The organism is Halalkaliarchaeum desulfuricum (assembly GCF_002952775.1).
GTDB classification, from domain to species: Archaea; Halobacteriota; Halobacteria; order Halobacteriales; family Haloferacaceae; genus Halalkaliarchaeum; species Halalkaliarchaeum desulfuricum.
The window spans coordinates 3,059,930-3,072,004 of record NZ_CP025066.1 but is presented as its reverse complement, the minus strand read 5'-3'; the positions used below and the strand labels follow the sequence as shown (position 1 = coordinate 3,072,004).

Annotated in this window: 13 protein-coding genes; 5 read left to right on the top strand and 8 right to left on the bottom strand. The window is 52.6% G+C overall.

The features are described from left to right. Positions 1 to 6 precede the first annotated feature (6 nt). From AArcSl_RS15265 to AArcSl_RS15255, 3 genes are all read right to left on the bottom strand, one after another. Positions 7 to 375, bottom strand: a complete 369-nt coding sequence (locus tag AArcSl_RS15265; protein WP_119821126.1) for a hypothetical protein — start codon at positions 373 to 375, stop codon at positions 7 to 9. 265 nt (positions 376 to 640) lie between these two features. Next, positions 641 to 1,813 carry an ISH3 family transposase gene (locus tag AArcSl_RS15260; RefSeq protein WP_119821124.1) on the bottom strand — a complete coding sequence of 391 codons (1,173 nt, stop codon included), beginning with the start codon at positions 1,811 to 1,813 and terminating at the stop codon, positions 641 to 643. A 123-nt stretch (positions 1,814 to 1,936) separates the two neighbouring features. Beyond that, positions 1,937 to 2,581, bottom strand: coding sequence for a hypothetical protein (locus AArcSl_RS15255; protein WP_119821121.1), 645 nt, complete (start codon positions 2,579 to 2,581; stop codon positions 1,937 to 1,939). A gap of 667 nt (positions 2,582 to 3,248) precedes the next feature. Between AArcSl_RS15255 and AArcSl_RS15250 the strand changes: the two genes are divergently transcribed. The 4 genes from AArcSl_RS15250 (at position 3,249) to AArcSl_RS15230 (ending at position 7,124) form a co-directional block, all read left to right on the top strand. Then, positions 3,249 to 4,079 (top strand): IS5 family transposase, encoded by an 831-nt coding sequence (locus AArcSl_RS15250; protein ID WP_119813768.1) that lies wholly within the window; start codon positions 3,249 to 3,251, stop codon positions 4,077 to 4,079. 123 nt (positions 4,080 to 4,202) lie between these two features. Next, the gene (locus AArcSl_RS15245) at positions 4,203 to 4,631 is read left to right on the top strand and encodes an SHOCT domain-containing protein (RefSeq protein ID WP_119821119.1); all 429 of its coding nucleotides are present in this window, start codon (positions 4,203 to 4,205) and stop codon (positions 4,629 to 4,631) included. A gap of 910 nt (positions 4,632 to 5,541) precedes the next feature. Continuing rightward, complete coding sequence (locus AArcSl_RS15235; RefSeq protein ID WP_119821115.1) at positions 5,542 to 5,868, top strand: hypothetical protein; 327 nt, start codon at positions 5,542 to 5,544, stop codon at positions 5,866 to 5,868. A gap of 110 nt (positions 5,869 to 5,978) precedes the next feature. Next, entirely contained in the window at positions 5,979 to 7,124 is a 1,146-nt protein-coding gene (locus AArcSl_RS15230; protein ID WP_119821113.1) for an ISH3 family transposase, read from the top strand. 166 nt (positions 7,125 to 7,290) lie between these two features. On the opposite strand, the gene AArcSl_RS15225 is transcribed toward AArcSl_RS15230, so the two are convergent. The 5 genes from AArcSl_RS15225 to AArcSl_RS17840 all read right to left on the bottom strand — a co-directional run bounded on the left by AArcSl_RS15225 (position 7,291) and on the right by AArcSl_RS17840 (position 10,025). Further along, positions 7,291 to 7,743 (bottom strand): NUDIX hydrolase, encoded by a 453-nt coding sequence (locus AArcSl_RS15225; protein ID WP_245883283.1) that lies wholly within the window; start codon positions 7,741 to 7,743, stop codon positions 7,291 to 7,293. Between the two features lie 463 nt (positions 7,744 to 8,206). Then, positions 8,207 to 8,614 (bottom strand): hypothetical protein, encoded by a 408-nt coding sequence (locus AArcSl_RS15220; protein WP_119821111.1) that lies wholly within the window; start codon positions 8,612 to 8,614, stop codon positions 8,207 to 8,209. 328 nt (positions 8,615 to 8,942) lie between these two features. After that, positions 8,943 to 9,344: a type II toxin-antitoxin system VapC family toxin gene (locus AArcSl_RS15215; RefSeq protein ID WP_119821109.1), complete on the bottom strand. Its 402-nt coding sequence runs from the start codon at positions 9,342 to 9,344 to the stop codon at positions 8,943 to 8,945. Next, positions 9,331 to 9,609, bottom strand: coding sequence for an antitoxin VapB family protein (locus tag AArcSl_RS15210; RefSeq protein ID WP_119821107.1), 279 nt, complete (start codon positions 9,607 to 9,609; stop codon positions 9,331 to 9,333). Before AArcSl_RS15210 ends, AArcSl_RS15215 begins: the two co-directional genes overlap by 14 nt. A 200-nt stretch (positions 9,610 to 9,809) precedes the next feature. Continuing rightward, positions 9,810 to 10,025, bottom strand: coding sequence for a hypothetical protein (locus tag AArcSl_RS17840; protein WP_119821105.1), 216 nt, complete (start codon positions 10,023 to 10,025; stop codon positions 9,810 to 9,812). A 233-nt stretch (positions 10,026 to 10,258) separates the two neighbouring features. Between AArcSl_RS17840 and AArcSl_RS15200 the strand changes: the two genes are divergently transcribed. After that, on the top strand, positions 10,259 to 11,623 hold the full coding sequence (locus tag AArcSl_RS15200; RefSeq protein WP_119821098.1) for an IS4 family transposase: 1,365 nt from the start codon (positions 10,259 to 10,261) through the stop codon (positions 11,621 to 11,623). Positions 11,624 to 12,075: the final 452 nt, after the last annotated feature.

Below are 12,075 nucleotides of genomic sequence, written 5' to 3'. Positions count from 1 at the left end.
AGGAACTCAGTTTCCTTCTGAAAACAGCCCTTCGGGGTGGAGCCATATACGAGCGAAGAGACGATTTAGTATTCTCCGAAGAAACACTACTATGACAAACGGAATTACGGCTATAGAAGAGATAATATGACCGAAGAAAACCCCTCCACCTTCCGGTGGGTTGATGAGCGTATAGATACTGAGGCCGACGACGGATAGCGTCACGACTGCGCCGACGACCGCGAGTACAGACCCGACTCCAATCTCATCAACGGCGGAATTCAGCATCACCGCCACCGCAAGCACCGGCGGCGTCCCCCAGTACAAAAGAGCTATTCCATGTTCCAACAGTGTCAGTAACAGTTCCTGTTCTATCCACACAGGAATAGCAATCATCAACCAGAAGAAGGTGTGTGATACGATAACAACGAGAGCCAGAACTAATTCCGGTACTTCCCGAACGAGTCGAAACAGCGGTGTCTGAACGCCCTGAAATAGTCACTTCTTGTATGGTTCTACGCCGAACTCCCGTCATGACTGGAGAGTAACTGACTAGAGAAGCGATTCACCGCTTCAGACGGACGATCTCACCCGCTTGTTGCCGCCTATCGAAGAGAGCAGTCGCTCACGGCGTGGCAGACTGGCCGTGGGCTGACCCCGGTCAGCCCGCGGCCACAGCCTGTGACGCCGGCACACCAACTCCATTCATCTTGAGTCTCCACCGACGCCGTAACTCCTCTTCCAGTTCGTGTCGAATCCAGTCGCAGAACGTCTTGAACGTGAACTCCTCGGGCAGGTCGCGCCCGCCCCGCCGCGGGCGGGCGACGACCGCCCATCGCAGCACCAACCACAGATTCTCCAGCAGCGCTGCAACGAGCATGATCGCAAACCGCACGACGGGATCACGTGTCGTCGTGATCCCTCGTGCTTGCCGAAGCAGTCGGTAGCTCGTTTCGATGCCTGATCGCTTTCTGTAGAGGCGTTCGACCTGCTTTGCTGATCGATCAGTCACGCCGCAAGCCACGTAGCCTCGGACAACCTCGCCGTGCTTGCCCCGATTACCGTTCTGGTAGGAAACAGCGACCGCGAGCGGGAAGCGCAGTTCCCGCTCGCTGTCCTTGTACATGCGGTAGGTCGTCATGTACGACTTGTGGACGTCGAGTTTGTCCTTCATCCGCTCACCCTTCTTGGGGACGTGAACGACCGTTGCAGCGATCTCACGAGACCGGCGGATGACGCGCTCGTTGTAGAAGCCGCTGTCGGCAAGCAAAAGATCGATCTCGAACGGATAGTTCTCGACGCGGGCGAGCACGCGCTCGACCGCGTCGGCCTCGTCTTCGTCGTTGCGGACGTACGTCATCGCCAGAGTCACCGGCTTTTCGTTTGAGACAACGTATGCCGTACAGTACCGATGGCACGTAGTCGTGCCATCTTTCGGAGCCATCGAGCAGAGTTCACCTTCATCGACGTAGTGATCACCGTGGTAGGGATTGTCGATGAAGTCGATGGAGACGATTCTCGACCCAGACCGGTCGAGAATCGTCATAGCAAGGCGTTTAAGCAGGAGGTTAGCGACGACTTCGAGCCACTCACGGTTGAGGGTGTGGAGCCACGTGAAGGTGGTGTCGTCACATGGCGTTCCGTCGGTGTCTTTGCAGGTTTCCCAGATCGAGGTCTCGTTGACGCAGGCTAATATGACGACGAGCCAGATGTCGCCGGGGTCGAGGGGGCTCCCCTCGACACCCGGCAACGGGAGTGGAGTGATGACTTCTTCCGCTACATCTTTGACGTCCGATGCCGAAAGATAACCGTCTGGTTCGGGGATCTTGAACACATCCAGAACCAGACACTTTCTCGTGGTTAATCCGACGATTCAATTCCACTGATTACGCCGGTTGGGAAGTACCGAATTCTGTTCTTCGAGCCAATCGTTTGGATGGCAAATACCGATCGACGGTCATCGATTGTGTATCTCTGGATCAGTTGTCCACGTTGCGGACTCTCCGTTGAACTGAATCTGTAAGTACGGCGGATTCTCTTCGATAACGCCGATTACCCACCCTCGAACCGACGAGTTTGGTTCAAGAACTGGTCGCTCTCCAGCGGGATAGCCCTCCAGTATGTTTCCTCCGGGCTCAAGCCGTAGATCGTACGCAGCTATCTCCCGGTTTATTTCAGGGAAATACCCGCCGTCTCCGGACCCGTAGACGCGAATATCATTCTCTCTTGGACCAGCACCCATGGAGTCGTAGTTCATCGGGGTAACCCGTGGTGCTTCACGGGGAGCTGCAGTGGGATTGTAGCTTTGGATCAGAAAGAGCTTGTAAACACTGTTTTCGGGAGCCAACAGGTCGATTGCATCAGTTGTGTCACCATCCGGAAGCAGTTGTACTTCCTCTGTCCGCAGTACAGCCTCAACACTCACTTCAATCTCGTCAACAGTGACATCCTCTAATGTCGGATGTTTCTCAGTTGAGTCACCGTCTCCATCCGATGGCTCGGAGGTCCACTCTCTCACCTCAGAACACCCTGCAAGCGGGCCAAGGGCGACCGTCATGAGACTACCGAGAACTGCCCTGCGGGGAGCCTCAGGAACGGACATATCAGGGTGTATTCCACGTCAAATCAAAAATTCTGCGTACTATGTTCGGCCCTTAGTCATCGCAGTGGTTGAGTGTCAACTCGAATTTGCGAATTGACTCGATTGAGGCAGACCGATCTAAAACAACAATTTGTGACTTTTTCATTCACGAAACTTTCCCAAATCCAGTCGATCAATAGGCATGTACACTCAGTGAGGACAGGTGACTCAGAGGAGACTACTAATCCACATCAGAGAGGAGACGACAAATCCGCTGATAAATGCTACCAACAGGAAGATAGCGACCCACCGTCGTCCGTTATCTGGGAGATATGGGATCTCACTCGGGTAAATTGGGGAAAGTGTCCCTTTTTTATCTGAACCACGTCCGTCCATATACTGAGTAACAAACCCTACACTAATGTTACTTCTGCTGCCGGTAGTGAACGATCACCAGCAAGACTGTTTTCCGTATTACCTGATGAGGTTTTCGTAGCCTGTATTCCTCAGCCTCATCGAAATGGTTTGTTTAGCGGATTGTAGGGGAGCGACTGAAACAGAAGTTGGAGGTTGCGTTCATCAGTCGGCCGCTGTTGATTTCACATCCTTTCGGCTCCATTGAATCGCCAGACATCGCCGTAGTAAGTCGTAAAATCGAAGAAGTTGAGGCGAGTGAGTAGCAGTTTGGATGAACCTTACCACCCGCCTCACCGAGGAATTAGTCTCGCTCGCCAAAAGTTATTCCGACGATGCTGAGGAAGCTGCCGCCCCGGAAGGTGGCGGCAGCTTCGCTGAATGGGCGATGATTTCGCTTCACGGCTTGCGAATTTTCCTTGAGAAATCCTACGTGATGACAATCGACCTGTTAGAGACAATGACGCAAATTCTGGAGATTATTGGCCTTGAACCGGACGATCTCCCGGCACCATCCACGTTGAATAAGTGGCTCGACAGGATTGAGATGGCAGTTTGGCGAGTGCTGCTGCGCCACTCGGCGCAGTTGCACAATCCCTCTCCCGACGCTGCCGTTGACGCTACCTACTACGAACGCTCTCCGGCCAGCAAACACTACTGTGACCGCACGAACTACCGCGTTCAGACCATCGAGGCGACGAAACTCGTCGATACAGAGACGCAAGCGATCCTTGACGTACACTGCACCACGACCAGAGAAGGGAGTGACGCCGATGTCTGTGCGCAACTCGCCCGGCGCTACCCGGGCGAGTTACGCACGCTTGCCGCCGATAAGGGCTACGACAGCCAAGAGTTACGCGAGCAACTCCGTGAACTCGGCATCAGACCACTCGTCAAACATCGTGTGTTCGCGCCCTACGATCACGCACACAACGCCCGAATTAACGACGATCTCTACAATCAGCGCTCGATGACCGAAACCGCCAACTCCTCGGTCAAGCGCTCGTACGGCTCGGCCGTCCGAGCGCGTGAATGGTACCGCGAGTTCCGCGAGATTGCCCTGATGTGTCTCGTCTACAACATCAAACGCTACGTCAAACCATGAATTCTAACGTCTTACAGCGATTCAATGGAGCCATCCTTTCGTACGAGCCAAGTACTCTGTCGGGAGGTGTATCAGACTCCCTACAGCACTAATTTTTTATTCAGCCTACCTGAATGAACACTGATGCGCTCGCCCGCTATTCCCCGCAACTGGCAGATCCTGATCGGCCTCGTGTACGTGGCATTTTTCCTCTATATGGTCGTCGTGATGCAATTGGTGGTGACCGCTCTCGTCGTTCTTCTTCTCGTAACACTGGGTGGATACCTTACTTGGCGCGTCTGGCGGGTATTCAGATTGCACGAGGAGCGACTCGAATCAGAAACCGACCTTGACGATCAGACAGGAACCGAAAGCAAACTGGGAGACGACCCTGTGGACTCGCTCAAACAACAATACGCCAGTGGCGAACTGTCGGAAGCAGAATTTGAGGAACAACTCGAACAACTGCTCGTTGGTGATAACGACTCCGAAACTGGAGACGATTTCGACCCCAGGTTCGAAGAGGAGACTGATACCCACGAAACAGAAACCTCGAAAAGAGAAACTGACTGAGCAGAGTATCACTCAATAGGTGGGACTCACAATCGGAATCAGGATTCGCTTTCGTTACATCCAATTCGGTGTCATCCTGGAGCGGATATCCAACGGAGGTAACAATCAAGCGGCTGGTATCTTATACAAGACTTGGGCGCTGTACCATGTAGCGGGTTTCTGATAAGTTCTGATAAGATGGACATGATTCCTGGGTGTCACTGTACTATTGTAACCCAAACCAGATCCCTCAATCCAACTTCCTCGGTAATCTCTTCGCCCCTAGCAAACAGCAGCGGACGAATGTCAACCCAACTTTCCGAGTTGAATCGACCGAAATATACACCAAGAATTCTGCACGACTGTTTCGACCGTTTCACGCTGACGGTATGGACTAACAGATTGCTACACCAGATTTTGAACAGGAAACTTTTCTTATTCCCACCAGAACGTTTTCTAATGGTCGAGTTGCCTTGGTGGACCGGTACTGCGGTGAAGACAATTCTTACGACGTTGCTTCTTGCTGGAGCGGTGATTTTTTGGATTCTCTCGGAAATGGCTCGTGATCCACAGGCGGGTGGGTCGGTCGCTGTTCTCCTCGGGATTACAGTACTTCTCGGACTGTTGGGATTGATTGGACTACTCTCACTCGGTTCTGATCTCCGCGAATTGCTGTCCGAATAGCCAGTAGTCAATCGTCAGGAGAGACTTCCTATTAACCCTCCGACAAGGTGCGCACGTCGTATTCAGCGCAGATTGATATTGCCAAGACGGATGTTATCAAAATCCAATTGCTGGATGTAGCGAGAGATTGTAGCGTTGGAGACTGTTGATTCACGCCGGTGTTGTGACCTAACCGCTCAGCAGCAGTGGGGATTGACATTCATGCACTCTCTGTGGATTAAATATGTGGCCATACGGATGGGTACATATGGTGATTGTTGATATCTTTGCAACCGCTGTGCTGGCGGTGCTACCGTTTATTGTCGGGGTTATCGTCGGGAGGTCTTTCCCACAGTATCGCTTTTACCTTCTCGTCATCACCGGCGTTCCGGCTGTGTACTTTACTGGGAACCTCCTGGTTGCGTTAGCCCAACAGGGCCTCCGTGAAACCCTAATACTTGGAATTCCACTCGGTATTAGTCCTGTCTTTATCATGTTCCTCACCGCCGGGACAGCGGGGCCATTTCTCGGTATCGCAACTGCCAGGTGGTGGGAGCAACGACAACAACACGGTCATTCGGAAAGTCTTAATTAGGTCCTCCCTTGAGCCGTCAGTACTTCGTCAGTACTGTTCGCTGTGTCGGTGTTCTTCAAGTTTCAGTCGATCACATCGGATTTGAGTGAAAGTGTCTGCTTGGAGAAGGTGTGCAACCCAAGCAAGCAGACAACGAGATAGAGGAAGAGCACCTGCTTAATTTTGTCGTCAACAGTCTCGACGAAGAACTTTCGTTGGAGCTCGGAGAGAACGTTGAGGTCACTACTGAGAAGCTGTATGAGGTCCTCGCCGGCGCCAGCGCCGGCGGGACCTCGATCAATCACGTCTGCGAAACAACCGACGACTCACCACACGCCAACACCGTCCGTGGACATCTCACCGATCAGTTTGAGTTGGATTCCGTTGAGGCGGTTGGAGACATGCTCTTACAACGAGATGCGCTTGAGACACTGCCGGATCGACCGGTGGAGGTCGTCGCCGACCTCCACCTCGATCCCTACTACGGCGACGAAGACGAGACAGAGGCACTGTACTTCTCGCAGGCAAAACGAGGAACCACAGCGTTTCACGCTTATGCCACGCTCTACGCGCGGGTGCGCAACAAACGCTACACACTGGCGGTTCGCCAACTGGTCGCTGGCGAAACCACCAGCGATGTCCTCGCCGAGTTTCTTGAACTCCTCGACGGCCTTGACCTCGCCGTCAAGGCCGTCTACCTCGATCGCGGATTCTACAACAGCAGCTGTCTCGAGCTGCTGTACGCGCACAACTACGCCTACGCGATGCCGATCGTCAAGTGGGGTGAGACGATTCAAGAGGAACTCAGCAAAGGCTGGAGCCGCGAGATCGAACACGATCTCGCCGGCAAGGTAACGTTCCCTGTGTTCATCGACTGCGTCTACCAACGAGGGCGGTACGACGAGCACGGGGTGGCGCGTCACGGCTATGCCGCTGACGCGCCGTTTATCGAGACGCCACGAGATGCCCGAGAGCACTACAGCAAGCGCTTCGGCATCGAATCAAGCTACCGATTAGCCAAGCAGAGCCTCGCTTTCACTAGTTCTCAGGACGCTGGGCTGCGGCTGGTGATGTTTGTAGTGAGTCTGCTGCTTCAGAACAGCTGGCGCTATCTCCACTGGAGGTACGTGGCGGCGCCCCGCCGAGGGGGGCGCCGCCTCTGGAGATGGCCATTCACGGAGTTCTGTGAGATGGTGCTCCGAGCAGCTTGGACAGCCCTTGGCGTCCGCAGGGCTGTCCCAGCGAATCAACCACTCGACGACCGGTTCTTCCGGTAGTTGTCCCTGAATTGGGGCAGCGGTCGTGAGTGGCAACGCCGTCGCGTCGGCGGCGATCTGCCGCCGACAGCGACTGGCTAGCACCGAAACTCGGCTGCCGAGAACAGAACTCACCATCTCAATCCGTTCGAAGGCGATCCAGATATCGAAGACAACGATTCAGCGGCTACTGGACAGGATCGTGACTCTTCTGATGTGATCGACTGAGTTTGTCGATGTATCGCAGAAAGAACTCTGGGGGGTCACGCTGTCTAATCTCCTCGACTGTTAGCCAGTGAACGTCCGCAACTTCCTCTGGTTCACGGGCATATGGTTCACCGGAGTCATAGTCACACAGCGTGAGAATGTTGAGACACTGGGTTCCATCATCTGCCTCAAACGTGCTACTCAGGACGTATTCAACGTCGTCGATTTCAATCCCGACCTCTTCGGACAGTTCTCTCCTTGCAGTCTCCGTAATGACGTCTTCACTATCTGGACGCTCCTCGACCTTCCCTCCAGGGAACGCTAACATACCGGCTGCATGTTCCTCATCCTCCGACCGTTCAATGAGAAGATATTCTTCGTCCTGAACGACGACCCCATCAACATTCACCACATAAGCGTGCTCGTCCATCATCTACTAATTTGGCAGATGCTTAGTAATACGCTTCTCGCTTCACGGTGTTTTCTTTCTCACCAATTCAAAACTCCTGATTTAATTGCGTTCGTGTACTGACTGATCTGAGTCATCGTGATTCGGGGAGGAACTGTAAGATATGCGGCTGTAACTTGCAGCGCAATTCTGATGAATATTAATAAGATATACATGATTCCGGGAAGTCACTCAATAATAATTTCCAAGATCCAACCCTTCGATCCATAGTTCCACGATGATGTGATCGCCATTGTATTCCTCACTCATGTCCTGATGGTTCGATTACGGGATATTAGGGGAGCGCCCGATACAGAGGATAAGTTCAGCACGACGGAGCGTTTGAACGTCATTCACTTTGTCTAATTGTTCATCCTCAATTAGAGTGCCCGGGAAACTTCGTCGCTTACTGTCGAGTTGGTTCTTTTTGCCCGATCCGTTCGCTGTCTCATTGGCAGCGAGCATATATCAGTGGCACCCATGCGATAGACGCCACTAAACCAACCACCGTGAGGACGAACAGAATCACGATACGAGCGGCCAGTACTGCCTCCAAGCCCCAGACAGCCGCCACCACTAGTGTCCAGCAAAGCACCGTCAGAACCCCTGTCACCAGTCCACCAGTGATGCCGAGCAGATACGTGTACGTATTTCGCTGCTCTACAATCGCTCCCCAGACAACCGCTCCGATTACCGCACTAGACCCGGGCACGAGAATCACCGCGAAACTGGGTGGCGCTCCAAGTATCTCGACTACTGTACGAGCGATGACCCACAATGGGATGAGCAGACCAACACCAGCGAGGAACGTGTAGATGCCAACATACACCGACCATCGTATCGAAGAGGAGACCATACTCCCGTTTTCACAACTATTCCACGAAAATACTGGGGAAGCTTCAACGGCGCTTTGTCCTATCCACGCATCGCCCATCCCAATTGGTTGTCAGCGAGTAGCAATTACTGAATATGTGCATTCTGTCTTTCGCGGTGTTTCTGATCGTCGCCTGATAAGAAAGCCTTGCTACCGGTTAACCCTTAACCCGAAACACACGATTGTCGAGGCACGTGTTTCGCCCACGCTAGATGATGTGTTCGCCCCTTGTATTCATCACTCACCTGGTGATGGTTTGCTTAGCAGTAGTTGGTAATATGGTTTTGTTATTCAGATTTTTGAGCGAATATTAATACACATCTACCGACACTCCATCAAATAGCTGGAAGTCTTCCGTGTTCTGTGTGACAACCGTTGCACCAGTTTCTTTCGCAACAGCAGCAATCAACAAATCGGCAGCGAGAGAATTGATCTTGTCTTGATTGATCCGCTCATTTTGATGGAGTTGCGCTTCTAACTCTCCAGCAATGAAAGCGTGTTCCTGCCGAAACGGAATGATCGTCGTCCACCCAAAGACGGTCTGTACCTCCACCGGGTCAAGTTTCTCCTGCATTGCCCGTCCGACAGCGAGTTCTTTGATATTCAGTGTTGTTGTCACAAACTCGTCTTCTTCGTGTGTTTCGAGATACCCTTCTACTGTTTCTCGTCCCGCCCAATAGTGGATGAGAAACGTCGTATCAAGCAGTTTCATCGTCTCCCTCGATTTCCGCTAACTCACTGAGAGTCTCTTGTTGACGTGTAGAGAGTCCGTCTGCTAGCCGGTCACGGGAGTTCCGAACAATCTGTTCGAGTTCGTCGGCATCTTGGTCGGTGAGCGTTCCAAATCCGTCTCTCCAATCAACCGTCGTCTCATCCAAGAGGCGATCCATCAACTCGGTAAAACTCTCACCCTCTCGTTTGCGTGCCTTCAACCGCTCATACACATCATCGCGGATTCCGATTGTTTTTGTCCCCATGGTTTGTGTTTGTGGACACAAACACAAAATTATTGTTGAAAATTTTCTGCACTGAACTGAATAACAAAACCGAATTACAAACTACTGTTAGAGGATTTCTGGGGACCACCCGATACAGAGGGTCAATGCAACACGGTATTCTCGTTCATTCCGTTCTCAATCTACCCAACCATCGTGCTACTCGAAATACAAAGTGGTCGTTAGCGGTCCCTGAATTCCACCGTGTAGCCGTTGTTGCGAAGTGCTTCAACCAGTTCATCACCGGGCTCGATTTTGAATTCATGGAATGAGTTAGATGGGCTATCTACCGAATACAGTCCCGATTCAATATTCTCTGGAATCTCGTTTTGATGAGTATCCTCCTGAACAACGATATGTCGACTGGGAACGTGGTTGGAATTGTCACCGTCTGTCATTTAGATATCTGTGGTTAGGTCCATCCGTGTATTTGTATTCCGATTGTAGTTTTCCTTGTACCGACCGATTCAAATCATCGTGCTCCGGAGAACGGTTGGTGCAAGATACGCCCCTTAACGACCTGTCTCTTACCCACTAATGCTATTACCGCCGCTGACGGGCTAATACCGTGGTAAACAGCGTTCTGCAGAAGAGACAATCGGATTTTGATGGAGATAGCCCCTTCTGGTAGATGGATATATCAGGCCAAGTGCAGACAGAGTTTCAGTATGCTGATTTTGGAGACGCACGACTCACCGACCGATTGGTACAGATTGGGGATGAACTCGGCAGTGCACCTGCCGAGTCCATCCCGATTGCCTGCGAGGACTTGGCGTCCACCAAGGCTACATACCGATTTTGCGATAATGAGAGTGTGAACTCCGCCAAAATCATCGCATCCCACAGGCAAGCACAACTCTCTCGAATCAAAGAGATGGACCAACTCTTGGTCGTCTCGGATACGACCGAACTTATCTTTCCGAGACATCCATCAAAGGAAGGTCTCGGCGATATCGGCACGTCTGAGATGGATCTCGAAGGCGTCAAACTCCACTCGACGATCGGCATCGACCCACAGACTCACAACATGACGGGGGTCATCGATCAGCAGGCGCTGATCGAGGACCGACAGGCAGTCACAACACACGACGCAAACGGCAAAGATGAGCCGATACTGCTTGAGACTCGCCACGAAAAGTGGATCCGTGGAGATCGACGCGCCAGAACGTGGCTTCCCACAGACGTGCGACCGATTTTTATTCACGACCGTGGAGCAGACGACTTCTCGTTGTACGCTGAAATCATCGAAGAGATGGACAACGCTGGCTTCGTCGTGCGTGCGCAGTATAACAGATGGATCCGCACCCCGGCTGGAGAGGATGACAAACTCTTCGACTGGAGTGGCGACCTTCCCGAGGAAGGTCGCACGACACTCGACATTCAACAGGCTGGCGGGAGAAAAGCACGAACTGCGGAGCTGTCGATTGCACTGGGAACGTGTCAGCTTCCGTCGACACAAGCTGCTCCTGCTGGAGCAGACCCTCTTTCAGTGAACGTCGTCCGAGTTGACGAGATCGGCAAGAGTGAGGACCCGATTCAGTGGGTGTTACTCACCACTGAATCGGTTGGAACTCTGGAAGAGGCGTTGACCATCCTCGAATATTACGGTCTGCGCTGGCGAATCGAAGAGTGGCACAAGGCGCTGAAAACAGGCTGTCGGATCGAAGAGCGGCAACTCCAGACGTGGGAACGGATGGACGTGTTATTGGGTGTGTACTCGGTGATTGCGTGGAAAGTACTGGAGTTACGAAACCTGGCTCGTGGGAATCCATCGGCTGATCCAGAAGTGTTGTTGAGCGACGCCGAACGCGCAGTTCTGGAAGCAAAACATCCAGAACTGCGCGGGGAGAGTGGCAAAGCCTACGCAGTAAGTGTGGCAAAGCTCGGCGGGTATCTTGACCGCAATTCGGATCCGCCACCAGGGTGGCAGGCGATGTGGAAAGGGCTGCAGAAGCTTCGGATGTGGGCGGAAGGCTACGAACTCGGCACTGAATAAGCGACAAGTCGCTCATTCAGCGAAATCCACGGGACAGTCAGCCCCGCACAGAGTGATATCTCCGAAAGACCCGTGAGTTGCCAAGAACAGTGAGTGCCTTCTGACCAATTCTTTTGCTCACCCCTCGTTTGAGTTGGTTTTTCTCTTGAGCGTTGAGTTATGGGTAAGAGACAGGCCTTGTATACATCAGGCGTTTTGTGACAGGTTATTGTTACAATGACCATTGCCTGCTGCACTCACCCTCTACACCTTGCACGGTGATATTGATAATTCCAATAGCTGCCATACTGAAATCTATGAAAATCCCTGGGAATCGGTATGAATGCGGAGTAGGCACAACTGATCAAACACCTTAAATAACGATATTCGGACCAAGTCACCAGCACCTCGACCCTCCCCAGCCGATTCGCTCGTTTCACTCGCTCATCCCTCGCGCGCCGGCTGGCGGGACA

Bases quoted from the DNA above. Each gene is read 5' to 3' on its own strand.
- AArcSl_RS15200 (WP_119821098.1), top strand. From the start codon at position 10,259: ATGGATATATCAGGCCAAGTGCAGACAGAGTTTCAGTATGCTGATTTT.
- AArcSl_RS15220 (WP_119821111.1), bottom strand. From the start codon at position 8,614: ATGGTCTCCTCTTCGATACGATGGTCGGTGTATGTTGGCATCTACACG.
- AArcSl_RS15255 (WP_119821121.1), bottom strand. From the start codon at position 2,581: ATGTCCGTTCCTGAGGCTCCCCGCAGGGCAGTTCTCGGTAGTCTCATG.
- AArcSl_RS15265 (WP_119821126.1), bottom strand. From the start codon at position 375: ATGATTGCTATTCCTGTGTGGATAGAACAGGAACTGTTACTGACACTG.
- AArcSl_RS17840 (WP_119821105.1), bottom strand. From the start codon at position 10,025: ATGACAGACGGTGACAATTCCAACCACGTTCCCAGTCGACATATCGTT.
- AArcSl_RS15210 (WP_119821107.1), bottom strand. From the start codon at position 9,609: ATGGGGACAAAAACAATCGGAATCCGCGATGATGTGTATGAGCGGTTG.
- AArcSl_RS15225 (WP_245883283.1), bottom strand. From the start codon at position 7,743: ATGATGGACGAGCACGCTTATGTGGTGAATGTTGATGGGGTCGTCGTT.
- AArcSl_RS15245 (WP_119821119.1), top strand. From the start codon at position 4,203: ATGCGCTCGCCCGCTATTCCCCGCAACTGGCAGATCCTGATCGGCCTC.
- AArcSl_RS15215 (WP_119821109.1), bottom strand. From the start codon at position 9,344: ATGAAACTGCTTGATACGACGTTTCTCATCCACTATTGGGCGGGACGA.
- AArcSl_RS15250 (WP_119813768.1), top strand. From the start codon at position 3,249: ATGAACCTTACCACCCGCCTCACCGAGGAATTAGTCTCGCTCGCCAAA.
- AArcSl_RS15235 (WP_119821115.1), top strand. From the start codon at position 5,542: ATGGTGATTGTTGATATCTTTGCAACCGCTGTGCTGGCGGTGCTACCG.